This window comes from Aquipuribacter aurantiacus (assembly GCF_051216895.1).
Taxonomy (GTDB): domain Bacteria; phylum Actinomycetota; class Actinomycetes; order Actinomycetales; family JBBAYJ01; genus Aquipuribacter.
Map to the genome: position 1 here is coordinate 1 of NZ_JBPKAO010000012.1, position 20,823 is coordinate 20,823.

Genomic DNA, 20,823 nt, shown 5'->3' on the forward strand with positions numbered 1-20,823 from the left:
CCCACGTCCCGACAGCAGCCGCCGCCGTCGTCCCGCATCGCCCTGCCGATCAGAGCGACCCGGTCGCGCCGGGGCTGCCCCTGACCCTGGGGACCCTCGAGCCGGACGACCCGCCGCCCTTCTGACCCGACATGCACGGCCGACCGAGACGTCGGCCGGCCGTGCATGGTCGGACGGGGTGCGGTCTGGCCGGCATACCCCGTCACAGGCTGCCCGCCGCCCATCGGGCGCCCGGTACCGCTAGGCCGGTGACTCCGTCGGTTGTCGCCGCCCGGTGACCACCACCGCGAGACCCAGCAGCACCAGCACCGCGCCCGGCACCACGAGCACCGGCGGCAGGTCCCCCAGCCAGAGCCAGGCGATGAGCGACGCGGTCGGGGTCTCGAGCAGGATCGCCAGCGTCACGGTCGTCGCCCCGGCCCGCAGGATCGCCAGGTTGAGCAGCGCGTGCCCGATGATCTGCGACGCCACGGCGATCACGGCGACCTCGACCCAGGTGACCGCGTCGAACCCCAGCAGCGGGACCCCCAGCGACAGGCACACCAGCAGCGTCAGCGTCGCGCAGACGCTGTTGGCCACCGCCGAGTACGACGCGGTCGACATCTCCCGTCGTGCCGTCTCGGCCGTCAACGAGTACCCGGCCGCCGCCGCCCCGCCCGCGAGCGCCATGGCGTCGCCCAGCAGGGCTGTCGCGGACACGGTCGCGTCCACGCCGGTGATGAGCAGCACCCCGCCGAAGGCGAGCAGCACCCCGACCAGGACCCGTCTCGACACCGGCCGGCCGCGCAGCCGCTGGATGAGCACCACCCACAGCGGGGTGGTCGTGACCAGGGCGGTCGAGGCCGTGACGCTGGTCAGCCGCAACGACGGGATCCACAGCATGAAGTGCACCGACAGCAGCGCCCCCGACCAGAGCACGGCGGTCACGGCCTGCCGGGACAGCGGGCCGTGGCGGAGGCGACGACGACGCAGGCCCCGCAGCCCGGCCGGCAGGTAGAACAGCGCGCCGGCGAACGTCCGCCAGAACGCCACCGCCAGCGCGGGCGCCAGCGTCGCTCCCGCCACGGGTGCCGCCACGGAGACCCCGACGACACCGACGGCGATGACGGCGAGGTCGACGCCCGTCAGCCGGTGCGGCACGGGCTCGGGGGGCAGGCTCACGAGGGGGAACTGTGCCTCACCACGCACGTGCCCCGTCAGTCGGCCGACCTGCGGGATACTTCCCGATCGTGAGCACATCCCCGACGCGCGTCTTCGCCGCCCGCCTCGCCGGCCTCGCGGTGTTCGACCCGTCGGGCGACCAGGTCGGGCGGGTCCGCGACGTCGTGGTGGTGCTCGGCGCCACCCGCGCCCGCGCGGTGGGTCTGGTGGTGGAGGTCCCCGGTCGACGTCGGGTCTTCCTGCCCCTCACCCGGGTGACGTCGATGGAGGCGACCCAGGTCATCACCACGGGCCTGGTCAACATGCGCCGCTTCGAGCAGCGGGCCGCGGAGACCCTGGTGCTGGCCGAGCTGCTCGACCGCCAGCTGGAGCTGACCGACGGCAGCGGCCCGGTGACCGTCGAGGACGTCGGGCTCGAGCAGTCACGCGGCCACGACTGGGTCATCACCCGGTTGTTCGTCCGTCGCTCCCGCCCCAACCGGGGCAGCGTCCGGCTGCGCCGACGGGGCGAGACCTTCCTGGTCGAGCTGGACGAGGTGAGCAGCCTGGTCACCCAGGGCAGCGGCCCGCAGGGGGCCGCGAGCCTGCTGGCCGCCTTCGACGAGCTCAAGTCCGCCGACCTCGCCGAGGTGCTGCACGCCATGGCGCCCAAGCGACGCCTCGAGGTCGCCGCCGCCCTGGACGACGAGAAGCTCGCCGACGTCCTGGAGGAGCTCCCCGAGGACGACCAGATCGAGATCGTCACCGGCCTCAAGTCCGAGCGCGCCGCCGACGTGCTGGAGGCGATGGAGCCGGACGACGCCGCCGACCTGCTGTCGGACCTGCCCGAGGAGACCGCCGCCAAGCTGCTGGCGATCATGGAGCCGGAGGAGGCCGCGCAGGTCAGGCGGCTGCTGGCCTACGACGAGGACACCGCCGGCGGCATCATGACCAGCGAGCCGGTGGTGCTCCCGCCGGAGGCCACCGTCGCGGAGGCGCTGGCCATGGTGCGCCGGGCCGAGCTCGCCCCGGCCATGGCCGCCGCGATCTTCGTCTGCCGTCCGCCGCTGGAGGCCCCCACCGGTCGGTTCCTGGGCGTGGTTCACGTCCAGCGACTGCTCCGTGAACCACCCCACTCCCAGGTCGGGAACGCCGTCGACCGCGCCCTCGAGCCGCTGCCGACCGACGCGAAGCTGCTGTCGATCAGCCGCCACCTCGCCACGTACAACCTGGTGTCGGCCCCCGTGGTCGACACCGACGGTCGCCTGGTGGGCGTGGTCACCGTCGACGACGTGCTGGACCACCTGCTGCCGGACGACTGGCGTGAGCAGGAGGACCCCGCCGAGGTCGTGCGCAGCTTCGCGCGGCGCCGCGCCGCCGCACTGGCCTCGACCACGGCCGAGGGGCTCGTCGGGCGACGTCGGAGCGAGGACCGGGCCGATGGCTGAGGACGACCGTCAGGACAAGGGCGCGCGGCAGGACAAGAGCGCGCGGCAGGACAAGAGCGCGCGGCAGGACAAGAGCGCGCGGCAGGACCGGGGCCCGCGCCGGAACGGCAGCGGCCGCCGCGGCGAGCGGGCTTCCCGCCCGGGTCTGGACACCCCCCAGCCACGGACGCGGCGTCGCCTGCGGCTGCGTCCGAACGTCGACCCGGAGAGCTTCGGCCGCGGCGCCGAACGGTTCGCCCGCTTCATGGGCACGGCGCGGTTCCTGGTCTACATGTCGGCCTTCGTGGCCGTCTGGCTGCTGTGGAACACGCTGGCGCCGACCGACGCGCAGTTCGACCCGCGCGCCCTCAACTACACGCTGCTGACGCTGATCCTGTCGCTGCAGGCCTCCTACGCGGCCCCGCTGATCCTGCTCGCGCAGAACCGGCAGGACGACCGCGACCGGGTGCAGGGGGCCCAGGACCGGGCCGAGAGCGCCCGGGCGCTGGCCGACACCGAGTTCCTGACCCGCGAGGTCGCCGCCCTCAAGATCGCCCTGCGGGACGTCGCCACCCGCGACTTCCTGCGCTCGGAGCTCCGCACCCTGCTGGAGGAGCTGGACGAGCGCCGCGACGAGGACCGCCGCGACGACGACCTGCCGCCGGTCGCGCGCGAGGACCCCCGCGACCAGGCCTGAGCCGCCGACGCCCCGACCTAAGGACCGGGGCCGCTCCTGCCGATCCCCCTGGGGTGAGCCTCATCGACGCCCCAGACGGCCTCCGCCCCCCGCAGGACGACGACGACCGTCGACGTCTGGGCGACCTCCTCGTCGACGCGGGCGTGGTCAGCGCCGAGCAGCTGCAGCAGGCCCTGGCCGCCCAGCAGCAACCCGGACCGCGCCGCCGGCTGGGTGAGATGCTCATCAACCTGGGTTTCGTCGACGAGCGAGACATCGCCGTCACCCTCGCCGAGCAGCTCGGCATGGACACCATCGACCTGTCGACGCTGGCCATCGACGCCGCCGTGGTGCGCCGCCTGCCCCAGCAGCTGAGCGAGCGCAGCGGCAGCGTCGTCGTGCAGCAGCTCGGCGACGGCCGCTACGTCGTCGCTATGTCCGACCCCACCAACGTGCTGGCCATGGACGACGTCCGGCTGACCCTCGGCACCGAGGTGCTGCCGATCATCGCCATCGAGTCCCAGATCCGGGACCAGCTCCGGCGCGCCTGGGGCCTGTCCGCGGGCGGCGGCGGGCTGAGCGAGATGGTGTCGAACATCGGCGAGGACATCGCCGACGACATCGACACGGGCGGCGTCGACGACGCCCCGACCGTCCAGCTGGTGACCAAGATCCTCCACGAGGCCGTGCAGCTCAACGCCAGCGACATCCACGTGGAGACCCAGCGCGACAGTCTGCGCGTCCGGTTCCGGGTCGACGGCATCCTCCGCGACGTCATGACGGCCCCCCGCAAGGCGGCCGGGGCGGTGCTGAGCCGCATCAAGATCATCTCGGGCCTCGACATCGCCGAACGGCGGGTGCCGCAGGACGGCCGTACCCAGATCGTCGTCAACGGCACCCGGGTCGACACCCGCGTCTCGACCCTGCCCAGCCTGCACGGCGAGAAGGCCGTCATCCGCATCCTCGCCAAGGGTGACGACGTCCCGACGCTGGCGGTCCTGGGCTTCGAGCCGGACCAGCTCGCCGCCTTCCGGCGCGCCCTGGCCACGCCCCAGGGCCTGGTCCTCATCACGGGCCCGACCGGCTCGGGCAAGACGAACACGCTGTACGCCGGCATCTCGGAGGTCCTCGACCCGGAGAAGAACATCGTCACCCTCGAGGACCCCGTCGAGGTCCAGCTGCCCGGCATCACCCAGGTGCAGGTCAACAACAAGGCGGGGATGACCTTCCAGGCCGGGCTGCGCTCCATCCTGCGGCAGGACCCGGACATCGTCCTGGTCGGCGAGGTCCGCGACGGCGAGACCGCGGAGCTGGCCCTCAAGGCCGCCCTGACCGGTCACCTGGTCCTCACCACGCTCCACACGAACTCGGCCGCGGCGGCCCTCACCCGGCTCATCGACATGGGCTCGGACCCGTTCCTGGTCGCGAGCTCCCTCAGCCTGGCCATCGCCCAGCGCCTGGTGCGCCGTCCCTGCTCGCGGTGCAGCGAGCCCTACGTCCCCGCGGTGGACCTGCTGGCGCTGCTCGGGCTGCGGGTCGAGGACATCCTGGAGGCCACCCCGCGCCGCGGCCTGGGCTGCGACGACTGCGGCGGCACCGGCTACAAGGGCCGGACGGCCGTCTACGAGGTCCTGGTCGTCGACGCGGAGATGCGCCGCATCCTGGTCCGGGACCCCTCCGAGGACGCCGTCCTGGCCCAGGCCAAGGTCGCCGGCATGCAGACGCTGCGGGCGTCGGCGCTGGCCAAGGCCATGGACGGCCGGACGACCTTCGAGGAGGTGCTGCGCGTCACCACCAGCGACCACACCGGCGCAAGCGCCTGCTCGGTGTGCGAGCGTCCCGTCGAGCGCGGCATGGTCGCCTGCCCGTGGTGCTCCGCCGACCTCGAGGCCGCCCGCTGCCGGTCCTGCGCCAAGGAGCTCGACCCCGCCTGGGCGCTGTGCCCGTGGTGCCGCACCCCCCACCCGCACGGGGCCGGGTCGGGCCACGCGGTTCCGGCTCCTACCCTGGAGGGGTGACCACCTCCCTCACGGCCCCCCCGAGCGCCGACGCGGTCCGCACCGCTCTGGCCTCGGTCGACGACCCCGAGATCCGCCGCCCGATCACCGAGCTGGGCATGGTCAAGGACGTGGTCGTGGGCCCGGACGGTCAGGTGCACGTCGCGCTGTACCTGACGGTGGCCGGTTGTCCGATGAAGGACACCCTGACCAGCTCCGTCACCGCGGCGGTGAGCGCCCTGGACGGCGTCGGCGAGGTCACGGTCGAGCTCGACGTGATGAGCCCGGAGCAGCGGGAGGAGCTGCGCACCCTGCTGCGCGGCGGCACCCCCGAGAAGGAGGTGCCGTTCTCGCGGCCCGGTTCGCGCACCCGGGTCTTCGCGGTGGCCTCCGGCAAGGGCGGCGTCGGCAAGAGCAGCGTCACGGTCAACCTGGCCCTGGCGATGCAGCAGCAGGGGCTGTCGGTGGGGGTCCTCGACGCCGACGTCCACGGCTTCTCGGTGCCGCGGATGCTGGGCGTGGACCGCCCGCCCACCCGCGTCGACGAGATGATCCTGCCGCCCATCGCCCACGACGTGAAGGTCATCTCGATCGGCATGTTCGTCCCCGGCAACCAGGCCGTGGTGTGGCGCGGGCCGATGCTGCACCGGGCGCTCCAGCAGTTCCTGGTCGACGTGTTCTGGGGCGAGCTGGACGTCCTGCTGCTCGACCTCCCGCCCGGCACCGGTGACATCGCGATCAGCGTCGCCCAGCTGCTGCCCGGCTCGGAGCTGCTGGTCGTCACGACCCCGCAGCAGGCCGCGGCGGAGGTCGCCGAGCGGGCCGGGTCGATCGCCGCGCAGACCCGTCAGCACGTGGCCGGCGTGATCGAGAACATGTCCTGGCTGGAGCTGCCAGACGGCTCCCGGATGGAGGTGTTCGGCCACGGCGGCGGTCAGCAGGTCGCGGACTCGCTCAGCCGCTCCCTCGGCACCGACGTGCCGCTGCTGGGCCAGGTGCCGCTGGACGTCAGGGTCCGTGAGGGCGGCGACGCGGGTCGTCCCGTGGTCGTCGGCGCCCCCGACTCCCCCGCCGCGACGGCCCTGCGCGGCATCGCCCGCGGGCTGTCACGACGTCGTCAGAGCCTGGTGGGCAAGCCGCTGGGTCTGAACCCGGCCGGCTGAGCGGAGCGCTCACGCCTGGGTGCGACGGGACGCCGAGGTTCAGGTCGCGTCGTCGTCGACGCCCACACGGCGGGCGGCCTCGGCCCAGCTGGTCGGCGCCGGGCTGGGACCCACCGACGCACCGCCGTTGCTGCCGCGGGCGCTGTCCCGCGCCGCCGAACCGGGCCCGGCGCCTGCGGCCCTCGTGGTGCCGCCCGGGCGGACCGTGCCACCGGGGCGAGTGGTCGGGGTGCCGGCCGGAGCCGTCCGGGCCGCCTCGGCGCGCTTGGCGGCCGACGCGGCCGCTCCCGCCTTGCTCCCCGCCGCGCTCGAGCCCGTGCGGGGCGGGCCGTCGTCCTCCTCGAAGGCGTCGCTGAGCGCGTTCTGGACGATCCTCCGCGGGTGGTACTGCCGCGGGTCGTAGCGGCGCCAGTCGACCCCGTCGAGGTCTACACCCATCTCGTCCTTCATCTGCGCCGACGCCCCGGTGGCGAAGTCGCGGCCCCGTCGGATCAGCCGCGCCGCCCCCCGGGCCAGCTCCGGCAGCCGGTCCGGCCCCAGCAGGAGGGCGGCGAGCAGCGCGAGGACCACGAACTCGCCACCGTTGATGTCCAGCACAGCGCACCTCCTGCAGGGGTCGACCTGAGCCTAGCCGTGCCGACTCAGTCCTGGTCGCCGGCTTCGAGCACCAGGCTCACGTCGAACACGTCGTCGTCCCGACGGACCGTCAGGGTGACCTCGTCCCCGGGCTCCCGCGCCCGGATGGCCACCACGAGCTCGTCGGACTCCGTCATGGGTCGGCCGTCGAAGGCCAGGATGACGTCGCCCGCGCGCAGCCCGGCGGTGTCGGCCGGCCCGCCCGGGGTCACAGGCGCAGCGTCGGTGGCGTCCTCCTCCGTCACGATGCGGACGCCCTCGCCGGTGTACGAGCGGTCCAGCAGGACACCGACGACCGGGAACGTGGCCACCCCGTCCTCGACCAGCTGTCCCGCGGTGCGGGCGGCCTGGTTGCTGGGGATCGAGAACCCGAGCCCGATGCTGCCGCCGGTCTGCCCGCCCGGCGCCTGCGCGATGGCCGAGTTGACGCCCACGACCTCGCCGCGCATGTTGACCAGCGGTCCGCCCGAGTTGCCGGGGTTGATGGCGGCGTCGGTCTGGATCGCGTTGATGAAGGCCGTCTGCTGCGCTCCCCCTCCGGCCGACACGGGCCGGTTGAGCGCGCTGACGATGCCGGTGGTGACGGTCGCGTCCAGCCCGAGGGGGGCGCCCACGGCCACCACCTGCTCGCCGACGACGACGCGGTCGGAGTCGCCGAACGGCAGCTCGGTCAGGCCACCGGTGTCGTCCGGGTCGACCCGGAGGACGGCGATGTCGTAGGAGGCGTCCGCCCCGACCACCTCGGCCGCGGCCTGCGAGCCGTCCGACAGCTCGACGACGATGTCCCCCGCGGGCTCCGTCCCACCTGCGGCGATGACGTGGTTGTTGGTGACGATCAGGCCCTCGTCGTCGATGACGAACCCGGAGCCCGTGCCGTTGCCCTGCCCCGTGCTGACGCTGATCGACACGACGCTGGGCAGGACCCGCGCGGCGATTTCCGCGACGGACCCGGTGTCGGCGGCGGGGGCCGCGGCGGGGTCGGCACCGTCGGGCTCGTCGGCCGAGGAGGCACTGCCGTCACCGCTGCCGCCGGTGCTCCGGCCCTCGCCGACCAGTGCGGACAGGCCGTCGCGGTCGACCACGAGGGAGCCCATGACCCCACCGACGAGACCCGCCACCAGCGCCAGGGCGACGACGAGGGCGACGAAACCGCCCCGTCCTCCCCGGCCGCGACGGGTTCGTCCCAGCGTGTCCACGGCCGGTGCGGGCCCGTTCGAGGGCGGCGCCCACCCGGCTCCGCCGTCCCAGCCCACCCGCTGCGGCCCGGGGGGCTGGGCATAGGGCTGCGCGTAGGGCTGGGCGGGCTGCTGGCCGGGCTGCTGGGCCCAGGCCGACGGCTCCGACGCCCACGGCTGGGCCGCGACCGGTGGGAGCGGCTGGGTGCCGTCGTGGTCGTCATGGGCACCCCAGCCCTCGGAGCCGTCGCGGCCGTCGCGGCCGCCGTCGCGGCCGCCGTCGCGGCCGTCGCCAGTACCGCGGCCCTCGGAGCCGTGGCCGGGCTGCGGCCGCGACCACGGGTCGGCCGGTTGCGCGTACCGGGGCTGCTCGGCCGCCCACGGGGACGGCTCGGGCGTGGGGTCGTCGAGCGAGCCTCCCGGACGGGCCGGGGGCGTGGGCTCGGTGTCAGTCATGAGGACCTCTCGTCAGGGACGGTCGCCATTGTCGACCGGTCGCACGGTCGCCGCAGCGCCAGGGTCCACGGGCCAGGACAGCAGGCGCGGGAGCACGGTGGTCAGCGAGGCCCGCGGGGGCGTACCGGGCGCGGGGGTCGTCACCCCGGTGACCAGCGCCCCGGCCCCGGCGGCCCCCAGGACCACCAGGCAGGCCGCCATCACGCCCACGGCGCCCACGAGCGGTCGTGGGGACGCTCGGTCGGTGCCCGGGGCGTCGGCCGGGTCCTGCGCGGAACGCTGCGCCGCATCGTGCTCCGGACCCTGCTCGGAACCCTGCTCCGGTCCTTGCGTCAGCCCCCTCACAGACCCCGGTCCCGACGCAGGTCCCGACGCAGGGTCGGGCCGCTCGTCGGCACGGGCGATCCCCAGCAGCCGGTCCTGCAGGCCCGGCGGCACCTCGGGAGCGGCTGGCGAGGCCAGGAACACCCGCAGCGCCCGGATCTGCGCGACCTCCAGGGCGCAGCGCGTGCAGCCCACCAGGTGCCGTTCCACCACCGCCCGGCGCCAGGACGGCAGCCGACCGTCGACGTACGCGCTCAGCGAGAGACAGGGATGCGGCGGCCCGGGCACCAGGACGCCTCAGGCGACGCCGCCGGAGAGCAGCGACGTCATGGCCGCGCCTCGCCGGGGACGGCGGTGCTCGAGCGCGCGACGGAGCTGGGCGCGTCCCCGGTGGATCCGGGACCGCACCGTGCCGAGCTTGATCCCCAGCGTGGTGGCGATCTCCTCGTACGACAGCCCCTCGATGTCGCTGAGCACCACCGCGGCCCGGAAGTCCGGCGACAGCGCGTCCAGGGCCGCCTGCACGTCGTCGGTGAGGTGGCGGAACTCGTACTCGCGCTCCGGACCGGGCTCACGGCCGGGCAGCCGCTCGGCCGCGTCCTCGGCCAGGGCGTCGGTGCGCTGGCGCTGCTTGCGCCGCACGGTGTCCAGGAAGAGGTTCGTGGTGATCCGGTGCAGCCAGCCCTCGAAGGTGCCGGGACGGTAGGAGTCCAGGGACCGGAAGACGCGGACGAAGACCTCCTGGGTGATGTCCTCGGCGTCGTACGGGTTGCCCGTGAGCCGGTAGGCCAGGCGGTACACACGACCGGAGTGGTCGCGGACGACCTCCTCCCACGTCGGCTTCACCCAGACGTTGCCCTCGGCGTCGAGCAAGGGGGTCTCGACCACGGCCGTCGTGCCGGACCGTTCGGGCGTAGAAGCCACCGTGCCTGTCGTCGCGCTGCCACCACTGGTGTCCATCACGCCACCTCCTCGCCCCATGGTCCCCGTAGAACCTGGGGACAACCTGTGAGCGCCCGGTGCGGTCGGTCCATTCCCCCGGTTGCCGCGGTGGCCTGTCCGGGTGGCGCTCCGGCGACCTCGCGGGCGGTCGGTTGCTCGTGGCGGCGCGGCGAGGGGCCGTGTCGTCACTAGGGTGAGGCGCATGAGCGCGTCGAAGGCAGGCAGCTGGACGTGGACCGAGGGCTGGGTCGAGGAGTCCACCGCCGTGCTCGACGCCCGCACCCGGGCCGCCGAGCTGGGCGTGGCAGCCGTGTCCCCGGGGACCGGGGCCCTGCTGGCGGTGCTGGCGGCGTCGCTGCCCGGACGGGCCGTGGTCGACGTCGGCACCGGTGCGGGCGTGGCGGCGCTGCGGATGCTGGAGGCCATGCCCGACGACGGGGTCCTGACCAGCATCGACACCGAGGTCGAGCACCAGAACGCGGCCCGCGCGGCGCTGACCGCCGCCGGGGTCCGGGGCAACCGGGCCCGGATCATCCACGGCGACGCCGTCGACGTGCTGCCCCGCCTCGCCGACGGCGGGTACGACCTGGTGCACGTCGACGTGGACGACCCCCGCGTCAGCGCCCTCGTGCTCGCGGAGGCGCTGCGGCTGCTGCGGCGCGGCGGAATGCTGGTGGTGTCCGACGCGCTGGCCCGGGACCGGGTGCCGGACCCCGCCCAGCGGGACCAGCGGACGACGGCCTCGCGGGAGCTGCTCAAGGCGGTCGCCGAGGACGAGAGCCTGGTCAGGACGGTCGTCCCGGTGGGCGACGGGGTCCTGCTGGCCGTCCGGCGCTGACCCCGGACGCCGGACGACCGGCCCCCGGGCTCTCGCCCGGTGGACCGGTCGCGGTGCGGGGACGGTCGGTCTCCTGCGGCTACGTCAGCTGACGACGGCCTTGAGGGCGTCGCCGAGCTCGCCGGCCTCGGCCGGCGTCATCTCGACGACGAGTCGTCCACCGCCCTCCAGCGGCACCCGCATGACGATCCCGCGGCCCTCCTTCGTGACCTCCAGAGGCCCATCCCCCGTGCGGGGCTTCATCGCGGCCATTTCCACTCCTTCGGTGTCGTGACCGTTCGGCCACCTCGCAGCCGACCACGAGGTGCGGACGGCGGTGATGGACCATTATCCCCCTCCGACGGCCCACGGTGCGGCCATCCCGCCCACGTCCACCACCTCGGCTAGCGTCGCGGGCACCACGAGGCCCTTCCGAGGGCACCACCACGAGCACCGGGAGCACGGCGTGAGCGAGCAGGACAGCACTTCCCAGGACGCCCCCGTGCGGGTCGAGACCACCGGCGCGGTCGCCACCGTCGTCCTGGACCGGCCCGCGGCCATGAACTCGATGACCACCCCGGTCAAGGTCGCGCTGCTGGCGGCGCTCGAGCAGGTCGCGGCCGACGACGCCGTCCGCTGCGTCGTGCTCACGGGCACCGGACGGGCGTTCTCGGTCGGGCAGGACCTGCGCGAGCACGCCGAGGTGCTGGACTCCGGCGACCTGACGTCGCTGTGGTCGACGGTGCCCACCCACTACAACCCGATCAGCACGCTGCTCGCGAGCATGCCCAAGCCCGTCGTGGCCGCGGTGAACGGGGTCGCCGCCGGCGCCGGGGCGTCGTTCGCGATGGCCGCCGACCTCCGGCTGGTGGGCAGCTCGGCCGGGTTCAACCTGGCCTTCACCGGGATCGGGCTGTCGGCGGACTCCGGGTCGACCTGGTACCTGCCCCGCCTCGTCGGCAGCGGCCGGGCGATGGACCTGCTGCTGCGCCCGCGGACCGTCCGGGCGGAGGAGGCGCTGGCCATCGGCCTGGCGTCGGAGGTCGTGCCCGACGCCGACCTGCCGGCCCGGACCGCCGAGGTGGCCGCGACCCTGGCGGCCGGTCCGACGCTGGCCTACGCCGCCGTGCGGCAGGCCGTCGCCTTCTCGGCCAGCCACGACCTGGCCGCGTCGCTGGCGAACGAGTCGGACCGGATGACCGCGACCGGTTCCACCCAGGACCACGCCGACGCCGTCCGGTCGTTCCTGGCCAAGGAGCGGCCCACCTTCCACGCCCGCTGAGGGCGGGCCCGCGTCAGGCGCGCGTGCCGGGGGCGGGCGGGACGTGGCAGCCCGCCAGGTGGTCGTCGACCAGCCCGCAGGCCTGCATGGCCGCGTAGGCCGTGGTCGGCCCGACGAACGTCATCCCCGCCCGCTTCAGCGCCTTGGCCAGGGCGACCGACTCCGGTGTCGTGGCGGGCACGTGCTCCAGGTAGACCGGACGCCCGACCCGGGGGGCGGGTCGGTGGGCCAGCACCAGGTCCTCCAGCCCGCCGGTCTCGCGCAACGCCACCATGGCGCGCGCGTTGGCCAGCGTGGCGCGCACCTTGGCCCCGTTGCGGACGATCCCCGCGTCGGCCATCAGGCGGGCCTCGTCGGCGGCGTCGAACCGGGCGACCGCGTCCGGGTCGAACCCCGCGAACGCAGCCCGGAAGGCCTCACGCTTGCGCAGGATGGTCAGCCAGGACAGCCCCGACTGGAAGGCCTCGAGGCTGAACCGCTCGAACAGGGCCTGCTCGCCGCGGACCGGGCGACCCCACTCGTCGTCGTGGTAGGCCGCGTACTCCGGCGGCGCGACGCCCCAGGGGCAGCGGGCCAGGCCGTCCGGCCCGGCCACGACACCGGTCACCGGCGGGCCGTCAGCTCGCGACCCATGGTCCGCAGCGTGGCGGTGAAGGCCAGCCGCCCGGCCAGGGCCACCAGCGGGGCCAGGAACCGGGTGAGCGCACGGGGGGCGATCTGGATGTCCTCCTCCCACACCACCCGGGTGAGCGGGCGGCCGTCGTCCTGGGGCACCGGCACCACGTCGAACGCCGCCGTGCCCGTCACCACCCGCCCGAGCTTGCGGACCTCGCACCGGCCGGGGCCCGTGCCCGACGGCGGCCGCCAGAGCGTCACCTCCATGGGGTCGTCGAAGCCCAGCACGTCCAGACCGACCACGGCCAGGGAGCTCCGCCCGACGAACCTGGCCCCCACCCCGCCCGCGAGCGGTGTCAGCACCCGCACGGTGGTCATCGGCACCCACCGGCCGTGGGCGGGCCAGTCCGTCATCCGCGCCCACACGTCCTCCACAGGGGCACGGACGTCCGTGCTGGCGACGAACCGGGTCATGATCGGGTGTCGCGGCGCTGGAAGGGGTCGGCCTCGACGGGCTGCTCGCGCCCGCCGGGCTGCTCACGCCCGACGGGCTGCTCACGCCGGACGGGCTGCTCAGGCTCGAGCGCCTCGCGGCTGTCGGCCGGCTGGTGGGCCGCCGCGGGCTGCGGCTCGGCCGGCAGGAGCTGGTGCAGCCGGGCGATCTCGTCGTCCCGGGCCACGAGCAGGTCGCGCGCCTCGTCGAGCACGGCGTCGACCTGGTCCATCCGGTACCCGCGCACCGCGAGGGTGAAGCGGGCCCGGTCCAGGTCGCCCGGCCGGCTGAGCGGCTCGTCGAGGGCCGGGGCGGCGTCCGGCTGGACCGGGGCCAGACCGCCGCCGACCTTGCCGAGCGCGACGACGACGACCGCACCCACGGCGGCCAGGAGGAGGGCGATCAGGAGCAGGTCCACCCGCGGATCGTCCCATGCACCGTCCGCGTGCGCCTCACGCCCTCAGGCCGACCGTGCCCCCACCCCGGCCGGCCAGCTGCCGGAGCGCAGCGCCGCCAGCACGTCCAGCATCGGTGGCCGGTCGTGCACCATGACGTGCGTCGTCTCCGGGCGCCACCGACCGTCCGGCGCCTGGTCGAACTGGACCAGGTCCACCCCGCCGTCGGCGCCGGGACCGCCCCGTGCGATGGCCCGGGCCAGCTCCAGCCCGGCGGTGCGCCGCGCGATCGTCAGCATGATCTCCTGCGCGGCGACGCCCAGGCTGAGCAGGTCGCGGTGGCGGTGCTTGCGGACCCCCACGTCGACCTGCGCGATCGCGTCGAGGCCCATGCAGGTCAGGGTGTCCAGCAGCAGCCCCACCTCGACGCCGTAGCCACCGGCGAACGGCACCTGCTCGAGCAGCTCGCGGGTGCCGGCGTACTCGCCGCCGAGCGGCTGGACGACGCCGCCCAGCTCGGGCGCGAACGTGGCGAGCGCCGGGCGGGCCAACAGCTCGGTGACGCGGCCTCCCCCGGCGCGCTGGGTGGCGGTCTCCAGCCGGAGCGGGCGGGCGTAGAACGCCTTGACCAGGTGCACGCCCTCCGCGCGCAGGATCGGGCCGAGCAACCCGGTGACCAGGCTGGCGTGGACGTCGACCAGGTCGGAGTCCGCGTAGACGATGACGTCGGCGTCGGTGGCGGTCAGCGCCCGCCACAGCACCTCGCCCTTGCCGGCCCGCACGGGCACGTCGGGGAGCGCCTCCTCGCGGGTGACGACGCGGGCGCCGGCGGCGCGGGCCACCTCGATGGTGCGGTCGGTCGAGCCGGAGTCGACGACGACGATCTCGTCCACCAGCGGCCCCAGACCGGGCCCCTGGCGCAGGGTCAGCGGCTGGAAGGCCCGCACCACCCCGGCCACGGTCGTCTCCTCGTCCAGGGCCGGCAGGACGACGGCGACCGTGCGGCCGCCCTTGGCCCGGACCAGGTCCTGCGCGGACCAGGTGACGTCGTGCCAGGTGCGGTTGCGGTACCAGTCGGCCAGACCGGGGACCCCGAGCGCATCGGGGTCGTCGGGGACCGCGGTGACGGCTGCGGGCGGGGCGAAGTGGTGCTCGTAGGGGTTCATGCGAGTCCTCTCAGGGCTCGGGGCGGGACCAGGTCGCCCCGGACGGCCTCGACGACGTCGAGGGCCCTCCGGGTGGCGCGGGCGTCGTGGCAGCGGAAGACGGTGGCCCCCAGCCAGGCCGCCACCGACGTGGCGGCGAGGGTGCCCTCGAGGCGCTCGTCGGGCGGTAGGTCGAGCGTCTCGCCGATGAAGTCCTTGCGGGACAGCGCCATCAGGACCGGGTGCCCGATGGCGACCACCGCGTCGGTCCGGCGCACCAGGGTCAGGCTGTGCCAGGTGTTCTTGCCGAAGTCGTGGGTCGGGTCCACCAGCACCGAGGCGGGGTCGACGCCGGCCGCCACGGCGCGCGCGGCCCCGGCGGTGAGCGTGCGCACCACGTCGTCGACCACGCCGTCGGGGTGGCTGCCGTAGGTGACCCGGAAGGGCCGGGTGCGCGGCGTCGCCCCGCCGGTGTGCGACACCACGTAGCCGGCGCCGTGACGGGCGGCGACGTGCACCAGGTCGGGGTCGTGACCGGCCCAGGTGTCGTTGACCAGGCCGGCGCCGGCCGCGCAGGCGTGCTGGGCGACCTCGGCCCGCCAGGTGTCCACCGACAGCACGACGCCCGGGTGGCGCTCCCGCACCGCGGCGACGAAGCCGACCACCCGGTCGACCTCCTGCTGGGGGGACACGTCGTCGCCGGGGCCCGCCTTGACGCCGCCGACGTCCAGGACGTCCGCGCCCGCGGCCACGGCCTCGTCGACCGCGGCGAACGCCACGTCGTCGTCGAGCTGCCGCGCCCCGGCGAAGAACGAGTCCGGGGTGCGGTTGACCACGGCCATCACCACCGTGCGACCGGGCGCGAACGCCCGACCCCCCAGCCGTAGCCCCGTCACGGGCGAGGCCTCACCGTCGCGTGCCATGGCGTGAGGGTGACACGAGGGAGGCCCCCCGGCACCGGCAGGAGGGCCGATGGGGCCGATCGTCATCGTGGCGCCCGGATCGTCACCTGGGTGAAACACCGGCGACCCGGCGGCGTCACGCACGGGCCCCGACAGCACGGCGCCGCCGCCCGACGACATGGCGCCGCCCCCGCCGCGGTTGCGACGGGGGCGGCACCGAGCCGGGAGCCGGACCTCAGGGGAGGGTGTCGGCGAGCTCCTGGAGGTCGGCGATCAGCAGCTGCTGACCGTCGACGTTGCGCAGCTGCCGCGCAGCCGCGTCGAGCTGGGCGGAGGCGGCCCGCCGCTGGGGGCCGGCCGCGAACTGCTCGGCCCGGTCGATGAACTTCTGGACCCGCTCGCCGTCGCGCTCGCTCAGCGTGCCCGCCCGGACGTTCTGGTCCAGCCGGGAGCCGACGACCGCGTAGCTGATGTCGGCGGTGAGCTCCGACTGCAGCTGGGCGTTGAACTGGTCCTGCCCGACCTCACGCGCCGCGTCGATCTCGTTCTGCGACATGTGGTCGCTGGTGGTGAGACCGAAGGAGTCGATGCCGCGCGCGATCTCGGTGCCGAGCACCTCGCCGTCGTACCAGTAGGTCGACCAGAACCCGCCGAGCACGATGTTGGTCGGGCTGATCGGGCCGCGGTCGAAGTACGCGATCTCCTGCGGGTCGGTCGGGTCGGTGAAGTCGAACATCGACATGCCGCCCTGGTACCAGGCCTGGACCATGATGTCGCGGTTCGGGACCGGGACGATCGACCCGTTGTGGGCCACGCAGTTCTCGGAGCTCGTCTGCGGCACGGGCAGCTTGTAGTAGCTGGCGAACTCCATCTCACCGTCGACGATGTCGAAGATGGCGTTGGCGCCCCACTCGGGCCGGTCGGTCACCCGGCAGCGAGCACCGGTGCCGCCGCCCCACTCGTCGGTGAAGACGACCTTGGTGCCGTCGTTGCTGAAGGTGGCCGAGTGCCAGTACGAGAAGTTGGGGTCGGACACCGCGTCGATGCGCTCCGGGTTCACCGGGTCGCTGATGTCGACGAGGATGCCGTTGCCCTGGCAGGCGCCGGCCAGCAGGCCGACCTCGGGGAACGCCGTCACGTCGTGACAGGTGTTGGTGTTGGGCAGCGGGCTGTAGTTGGTCGGGCCGTAGACCTCGCTGGCCGGGTGCCGCGTGCCGGGCAGGGTGTTCTGCAGCCCGTTGTAGGCACCGGTCGCCTCGTCGGTGAAGATCCGGGGCTGGCTGACGACCGCGGCCGAGGCCGGGTCGTCCAGGGGCACCTCGATGACGTCGATCCGCCACTGGGTCGGGTTGCCGGTGGTCACGGGGGCCTGGGTGAGGCCGGCGTTCTCGCAGCCCGCGAGCTCGGCAGCAGGACGGACGCCCGCGGTGCCGGAGTTGTAGACGTAGACCTTGCTGTCGTCGTCCGGGTCCGTCACGAGGGTGTGCGTGTGCGAGCCGCGGCAGGTCTGGACCGCCGCCACCTGCACGGGGGCGTCGAGGTCGCTGATGTCGAAGATCCGGACGCCGCGGAAGCGGTCGGGGTTCACCGACCCGGGCGCACCCTGGGTGCCGCAGTCGATGCGTCCGCGGGTCTCCTCGACGGAGATGAAGAGCAGGTCGCCGTAGACCGACGGGTCACCCTGCCCGCCGGGGCAGAGCACCTCGGTGCGGAGCTCGATGTCGGAGGGGTCGGACACGTCGAAGATCTGAAACCCGCCGAAGTTGCCGGCGATCATGTGGTCCCCGGTGAACGCCGCGTCGGACATGGCGAACGCGAAGCTGCCGACGTTGGCGGGGTCGAACAGGCCGCCCTCGCTCTTCTTCCACTGGTCGAGCTTCTCGACGCCGCTGATCGCCTCCCCCGCGTCGTCGAAGCCGGGCGAGAGGCCCACCCGGGGGTCGTTCTCCTGCGCCTGGGCGCCCACGGGCACCAGGGCCACGGCGACGAGCGCCGTCGCGGTCGCGAGCTGGACGGACCTGCGCGCCAGGTGGCGCGAGGCGGGGCCGGAGCTCGTCCGGCCTCTTCTGATCGACATAGCTGCTCTCCTTTGAGTAGCTGCCCTTCACCCAGGGCCACGGGCCGACGTCGGGAGCCGTCGTGGGGTCACCCGACCGAACGTTAGTACGGTGAGTCGACGTGAGACCAGGGTCTCGGCATCTGCTCGTCTCAGGTCCGGGGGTCGGCGTCCCGCGCGGCCACCATCAACGCCACGGCTTCCTCGGGGTCGTCCGTGAGCTGCAGCAGGTCCAGGTCCTTCTGCGCGATCGTCCCGGTCGCGAGCTGGGTCGAGCGCACCCAGTCCAGCAGCCCGCCCCAGTACTCGCTGCCCACCAGGCACAGCGGGAACGCGCTCACCTTGCCGGTCTGGACCAGCGTCAGGGCCTCGAACAGCTCGTCGAGGGTGCCGAAGCCGCCCGGCAGCACGACGAAGCCCTGCGAGTACTTGAGGAACATCGTCTTGCGCGCGAAGAAGTACCGGAAGTTCACGGCCAGGTCGACCCAGTCGTTCATGCCCTGCTCGTGGGGCAGCTCGATGCCCAGGCCCACGCTGGTGCCACCCGCCTCGCAGGCGCCCTTGTTGGCGGCCTCCATCAGACCGGGGCCTCCCCCGGTGACGACCGCGAACCCGGCCTCGACCAGCAGCCGGCCGACCGTCACGCCCGTGGCGTAGATCTCGCTGTCGACCGGGGTGCGGGCGGAGCCGAACACCGACACGGCCGGCCCGAGCTCGGCCAGCGCGCCGAAGCCCTCGACGAACTCGCTCTGGATCCGCAGCACGCGCCACGGGTCCTGGTGCAGCCAGCTGGAGTCCCGGGGGGTCTCCAGGAGCCGCTCGTCGGTGGTCTGCGCCGGGACCTGGCTGCGGCGGAACCCGATGGGTCCGCGGCGGTACCAGGGGTCGTCGTCCCCGGGGCGGCGGGTGGCTCCGGCGTCGGCGTCCATGGGGCGAGCCTAGGCGCACCCCGGCGTCCGGCCGGTGGCCGCCGACGCCTCGTCAGGCCCTCACCCTCGGAGCCAGCGCACCAGGGCGTCGCTGCAGGCCTGCAGCTGCGCGATCGGCACCCGCTCGTCGTCGGCGTGGGCCAGCTGCGGGTCCCCGGGGCCGAAGTTGACCGCCGGGACGCCGAGCGCGGCGAAGCGGGCGACGTCGGTCCAGCCCAGCTTGGCCCGCGGCGGCTGCCCGGCCACGGGCGCGACCGCGTCGACGAAGGCCTGCGCGGCCGGACGGTCCAGACCGGGTCGAGCGCCCGCGGCGGAGTCGCGCAGCTCGAGGGTGACGTCCAGGCCCGCGAGGACCTCCTGCACGTGGGCGAACGCCTCCGCGACGCTGCGGTCGGGCGCGAAGCGGTGGTTGACCTGCACGGTGCTCACGTCGGGCACGACGTTGCCCGCGATGCCACCGGTGATGCCGACCGCCTGCAGGCCCTCGTGGTACTCCAGGCCGTCGACCACGGGGCGACGCGGCTCGTAGGCGGCCAGGCGGAGGAGCACCTCGCCCAGGCCGTGGATGGCGTTGACGCCGCGCCAGGCCCGCGCGGAGTGCGCGGCCCGGCCCCGCGCGGTCACGTCGACCCGCAGCGTGCCCTGGCAGCCGCCCTCGACCAGTCCTTCGGTGGGCTCGCCGAGCACGGCGAGGTCGGCCACCAGCCAGTCGGGCACGGTGCGCGCCAGCCGGCCGAGGCCGTTGCGGTCCGCCTCGACCTCCTCGCAGTCGTAGAACACGTAGGTCACGTCGCGGACGGGCTCGGGCACGGTGCAGGCCGAGACCAGCGCCATCGCCACACCGCCCTTCATGTCGGTGGTGCCCCGGCCCCACATCAGCTCACCGCCCTCGGGGTCGTCCCCCTCGCCCGGGACCGCCCGCCACGAGGGGACGTTGTCCTTGACCGGCACCGTGTCCAGGTGCCCGGCCACCACGACCCGCTCGGCCCGGCCCAGGTCGGTCCGGGCCAGCACCGCGTCGCCGTCGCGCCGCACCTGCAGGTGCGGCTGGGCGCGCAGCAGCGCCTCGACCGCGTCGGCGACGGCGGCCTCGTCCCCGGACACGCTCGGCAGGTCGACCAGGGCCGCGGTCAGCGCCACCGGGTCGTCGACGGGCAGGGCGGCAGGCTGGGTGCTCACCACCGGACCGTACCGACCGGACCGCACCGGCTGGACCGAGGTGGCCCCGGGGCCTGTCTAGGCTGTCGACCATGAGCCGACCTGCCTCCGGAACTGCACTGGTCACCGTCGTCGACGGGTCCGTCCACGGCGCCGAGCACGACGGCCGGGTGCTCGACGCCTGGTTCCCCGCGCCCGCCCTCGGCGAGGCCGGCGTCGACGCCGCCTGGGAGGAGCGGCTCGCCGCGCTCGCCGGCGCGGACGAGGCGCGCGGCGTCCGACGTGAGGTGCGCACCACGACGATCGACCTGGACGTCGCCCCCGCCGACGCCGTCGACTCCTACCTGCGCCTGCACCTGCTCAGCCACCGGCTCGTGCACCCGCACGAGGTCGCCCTGGACGGGCTGTTCGGCACGCTGTCCAACGTCGTCTGGACCTCGCTCGGGCCCTGCCCGGTCGAGGGCTTCTCCGAGACCCGCGCCCGCCTGCTGGCCGCGCACCCCGGCGAGCGCGTGGTCGTCACCAGCGTCGACAAGTTCCCCCGGATGACCGACTACGTCGTGCCCAGCGGGGTCCGCATCGCCGACGCCGACCGGGTCCGCCTCGGCGCGCACCTGGCCGAGGGCACCGTCGTCATGCACGAGGGCTTCGTCAACTTCAACGCCGGCACGCTGGGCACGTCGATGGTCGAGGGCCGCATCAGCGCGGGCGTCGTCGTCGGCGAGGGCTCGGACGTGGGCGGCGGCGCGTCGATCATGGGCACCCTGTCCGGCGGCGGCAGCGAGGTCATCCACGTCGGGGAGCGCTGCCTGGTCGGCGCCAACGCCGGGCTGGGGATCAGCCTGGGCGACGACTGCGTGGTCGAGGCGGGCCTGTACCTGACCGCCGCCACCAAGGTCGCGCTGCTGCCCGGGGCGCAGGACGGTGTGGCCTCCCAGACGGTGGTCAAGGCCAGCGAGCTGAGCGGGGCCAGCGGGCTGCTGTTCCGCCGCAACTCGGTCACGGGTCAGGTCGAGGCCCTGCCGCGCAGCGGCGTCGGGGTGCAGCTCAACCCGGCGCTGCACAGCTGAGCCGGGACGACGGCATCGCCACCAC

Annotated in this window: 21 protein-coding genes; 7 read left to right on the forward strand and 14 right to left on the reverse strand. The window is 74.5% G+C overall.

Features of this window, described 5'->3' with window-relative positions:
• Positions 1-240: 240 nt before the first annotated feature.
• Positions 241-1,161: a DMT family transporter gene (locus tag ACR80Q_RS14775; RefSeq protein ID WP_435378403.1), complete on the reverse strand. Its 921-nt coding sequence runs from the start codon at positions 1,159-1,161 to the stop codon at positions 241-243.
• A 68-nt stretch (positions 1,162-1,229) separates the two neighbouring features.
• Here ACR80Q_RS14775 and ACR80Q_RS14780 point away from each other — a divergent pair, with 68 nt between their 5' ends.
• From ACR80Q_RS14780 to ACR80Q_RS14795, 4 genes are read left to right on the forward strand one after another with little or no spacing between them, the layout of a single operon-like run.
• A complete protein-coding gene (locus ACR80Q_RS14780; protein ID WP_435378404.1) occupies positions 1,230-2,588 on the forward strand; it encodes a magnesium transporter MgtE N-terminal domain-containing protein in 1,359 nt (452 codons plus the stop codon).
• Complete coding sequence (locus tag ACR80Q_RS14785; protein WP_435378405.1) at positions 2,581-3,264, forward strand: DUF1003 domain-containing protein; 684 nt, start codon at positions 2,581-2,583, stop codon at positions 3,262-3,264. The genes ACR80Q_RS14780 and ACR80Q_RS14785 overlap by 8 nt, the downstream gene beginning before the upstream one ends.
• A 53-nt stretch (positions 3,265-3,317) precedes the next feature.
• Complete coding sequence (locus ACR80Q_RS14790) at positions 3,318-5,261, forward strand: ATPase, T2SS/T4P/T4SS family (RefSeq protein WP_435378406.1); 1,944 nt, start codon at positions 3,318-3,320, stop codon at positions 5,259-5,261.
• Positions 5,258-6,403, forward strand: coding sequence for an Mrp/NBP35 family ATP-binding protein (locus tag ACR80Q_RS14795; RefSeq protein WP_435378407.1), 1,146 nt, complete (start codon positions 5,258-5,260; stop codon positions 6,401-6,403). The genes ACR80Q_RS14790 and ACR80Q_RS14795 overlap by 4 nt, the downstream gene beginning before the upstream one ends.
• Before the next feature lie 39 nt (positions 6,404-6,442).
• On the opposite strand, the gene ACR80Q_RS14800 is transcribed toward ACR80Q_RS14795, so the two are convergent.
• Genes ACR80Q_RS14800 through sigE form a run of 4 tightly spaced genes read right to left on the reverse strand, consistent with a single transcriptional unit; the run spans position 6,443 to position 9,954 of the window.
• Complete coding sequence (locus tag ACR80Q_RS14800) at positions 6,443-7,000, reverse strand: twin-arginine translocase TatA/TatE family subunit (protein WP_435378408.1); 558 nt, start codon at positions 6,998-7,000, stop codon at positions 6,443-6,445.
• Between the two features lie 44 nt (positions 7,001-7,044).
• On the reverse strand, positions 7,045-8,670 hold the full coding sequence (locus ACR80Q_RS14805; RefSeq protein WP_435378409.1) for a S1C family serine protease: 1,626 nt from the start codon (positions 8,668-8,670) through the stop codon (positions 7,045-7,047).
• A 12-nt stretch (positions 8,671-8,682) separates the two neighbouring features.
• The gene (locus ACR80Q_RS14810; protein ID WP_435378410.1) at positions 8,683-9,282 is read right to left on the reverse strand and encodes an anti-sigma factor family protein; all 600 of its coding nucleotides are present in this window, start codon (positions 9,280-9,282) and stop codon (positions 8,683-8,685) included.
• A 9-nt stretch (positions 9,283-9,291) separates the two neighbouring features.
• Positions 9,292-9,954, reverse strand: a complete 663-nt coding sequence (gene sigE / locus ACR80Q_RS14815; protein WP_435378529.1) for an RNA polymerase sigma factor SigE — start codon at positions 9,952-9,954, stop codon at positions 9,292-9,294.
• A gap of 184 nt (positions 9,955-10,138) precedes the next feature.
• Between sigE and ACR80Q_RS14820 the strand changes: the two genes are divergently transcribed.
• Positions 10,139-10,774 carry an O-methyltransferase gene (locus tag ACR80Q_RS14820; protein ID WP_435378411.1) on the forward strand — a complete coding sequence of 212 codons (636 nt, stop codon included), beginning with the start codon at positions 10,139-10,141 and terminating at the stop codon, positions 10,772-10,774.
• Positions 10,775-10,858: 84 nt separating this feature from the next.
• On the opposite strand, the gene ACR80Q_RS14825 is transcribed toward ACR80Q_RS14820, so the two are convergent.
• Positions 10,859-11,026: a DUF3117 domain-containing protein gene (locus ACR80Q_RS14825; protein WP_380166139.1), complete on the reverse strand. Its 168-nt coding sequence runs from the start codon at positions 11,024-11,026 to the stop codon at positions 10,859-10,861.
• A 193-nt stretch (positions 11,027-11,219) separates the two neighbouring features.
• Between ACR80Q_RS14825 and ACR80Q_RS14830 the strand changes: the two genes are divergently transcribed.
• Complete coding sequence (locus tag ACR80Q_RS14830; protein WP_435378412.1) at positions 11,220-12,035, forward strand: enoyl-CoA hydratase/isomerase family protein; 816 nt, start codon at positions 11,220-11,222, stop codon at positions 12,033-12,035.
• 13 nt (positions 12,036-12,048) lie between these two features.
• Here the strand turns inward: ACR80Q_RS14830 and ACR80Q_RS14835 are convergent, their stop codons facing one another.
• The 8 genes from ACR80Q_RS14835 to dapE all read right to left on the reverse strand — a co-directional run bounded on the left by ACR80Q_RS14835 (position 12,049) and on the right by dapE (position 19,749).
• Positions 12,049-12,642, reverse strand: coding sequence for a DNA-3-methyladenine glycosylase I (locus ACR80Q_RS14835; protein ID WP_435378413.1), 594 nt, complete (start codon positions 12,640-12,642; stop codon positions 12,049-12,051).
• Entirely contained in the window at positions 12,639-13,064 is a 426-nt protein-coding gene (locus ACR80Q_RS14840) for a hypothetical protein (protein ID WP_435378414.1), read from the reverse strand. Before ACR80Q_RS14840 ends, ACR80Q_RS14835 begins: the two co-directional genes overlap by 4 nt.
• A gap of 56 nt (positions 13,065-13,120) precedes the next feature.
• Complete coding sequence (locus ACR80Q_RS14845; protein WP_435378415.1) at positions 13,121-13,561, reverse strand: DivIVA domain-containing protein; 441 nt, start codon at positions 13,559-13,561, stop codon at positions 13,121-13,123.
• A 42-nt stretch (positions 13,562-13,603) separates the two neighbouring features.
• On the reverse strand, positions 13,604-14,704 hold the full coding sequence (locus ACR80Q_RS14850; RefSeq protein WP_435378416.1) for a glucosyl-3-phosphoglycerate synthase: 1,101 nt from the start codon (positions 14,702-14,704) through the stop codon (positions 13,604-13,606).
• Entirely contained in the window at positions 14,701-15,606 is a 906-nt protein-coding gene (gene folP / locus ACR80Q_RS14855) for a dihydropteroate synthase (RefSeq protein ID WP_435378417.1), read from the reverse strand. The genes ACR80Q_RS14850 and folP overlap by 4 nt, the downstream gene beginning before the upstream one ends.
• 214 nt (positions 15,607-15,820) lie before the next feature.
• A complete protein-coding gene (locus tag ACR80Q_RS14860; protein WP_435378418.1) occupies positions 15,821-17,662 on the reverse strand; it encodes an LVIVD repeat-containing protein in 1,842 nt (613 codons plus the stop codon).
• A gap of 131 nt (positions 17,663-17,793) precedes the next feature.
• Complete coding sequence (locus ACR80Q_RS14865) at positions 17,794-18,570, reverse strand: LOG family protein (protein ID WP_435378419.1); 777 nt, start codon at positions 18,568-18,570, stop codon at positions 17,794-17,796.
• A gap of 60 nt (positions 18,571-18,630) precedes the next feature.
• Complete coding sequence (gene dapE / locus ACR80Q_RS14870) at positions 18,631-19,749, reverse strand: succinyl-diaminopimelate desuccinylase (protein WP_435378420.1); 1,119 nt, start codon at positions 19,747-19,749, stop codon at positions 18,631-18,633.
• A 71-nt stretch (positions 19,750-19,820) separates the two neighbouring features.
• On the opposite strand from dapE, the gene dapD reads away from it, so the two are divergent.
• A complete protein-coding gene (dapD, locus tag ACR80Q_RS14875) occupies positions 19,821-20,798 on the forward strand; it encodes a 2,3,4,5-tetrahydropyridine-2,6-dicarboxylate N-succinyltransferase (RefSeq protein WP_435378421.1) in 978 nt (325 codons plus the stop codon).
• The last annotated feature ends 25 nt before the right edge of the window (positions 20,799-20,823 follow it).

Excerpts from the sequence above, each read along its gene's own strand:
- sigE (WP_435378529.1), bottom strand. The coding sequence starts at position 9,954 with ATGGACACCAGTGGTGGCAGCGCGACGACAGGCACGGTGGCTTCTACG.
- ACR80Q_RS14825 (WP_380166139.1), bottom strand. The coding sequence starts at position 11,026 with ATGGCCGCGATGAAGCCCCGCACGGGGGATGGGCCTCTGGAGGTCACG.
- ACR80Q_RS14850 (WP_435378416.1), bottom strand. The coding sequence starts at position 14,704 with ATGAACCCCTACGAGCACCACTTCGCCCCGCCCGCAGCCGTCACCGCG.
- ACR80Q_RS14840 (WP_435378414.1), bottom strand. The coding sequence starts at position 13,064 with ATGACGGACTGGCCCGCCCACGGCCGGTGGGTGCCGATGACCACCGTG.
- ACR80Q_RS14785 (WP_435378405.1), top strand. The coding sequence starts at position 2,581 with ATGGCTGAGGACGACCGTCAGGACAAGGGCGCGCGGCAGGACAAGAGC.
- ACR80Q_RS14805 (WP_435378409.1), bottom strand. The coding sequence starts at position 8,670 with ATGACTGACACCGAGCCCACGCCCCCGGCCCGTCCGGGAGGCTCGCTC.
- dapD (WP_435378421.1), top strand. The coding sequence starts at position 19,821 with ATGAGCCGACCTGCCTCCGGAACTGCACTGGTCACCGTCGTCGACGGG.
- ACR80Q_RS14860 (WP_435378418.1), bottom strand. The coding sequence starts at position 17,662 with ATGTCGATCAGAAGAGGCCGGACGAGCTCCGGCCCCGCCTCGCGCCAC.
- folP (WP_435378417.1), bottom strand. The coding sequence starts at position 15,606 with ATGGCACGCGACGGTGAGGCCTCGCCCGTGACGGGGCTACGGCTGGGG.
- ACR80Q_RS14820 (WP_435378411.1), top strand. The coding sequence starts at position 10,139 with ATGAGCGCGTCGAAGGCAGGCAGCTGGACGTGGACCGAGGGCTGGGTC.
- ACR80Q_RS14865 (WP_435378419.1), bottom strand. The coding sequence starts at position 18,570 with ATGGACGCCGACGCCGGAGCCACCCGCCGCCCCGGGGACGACGACCCC.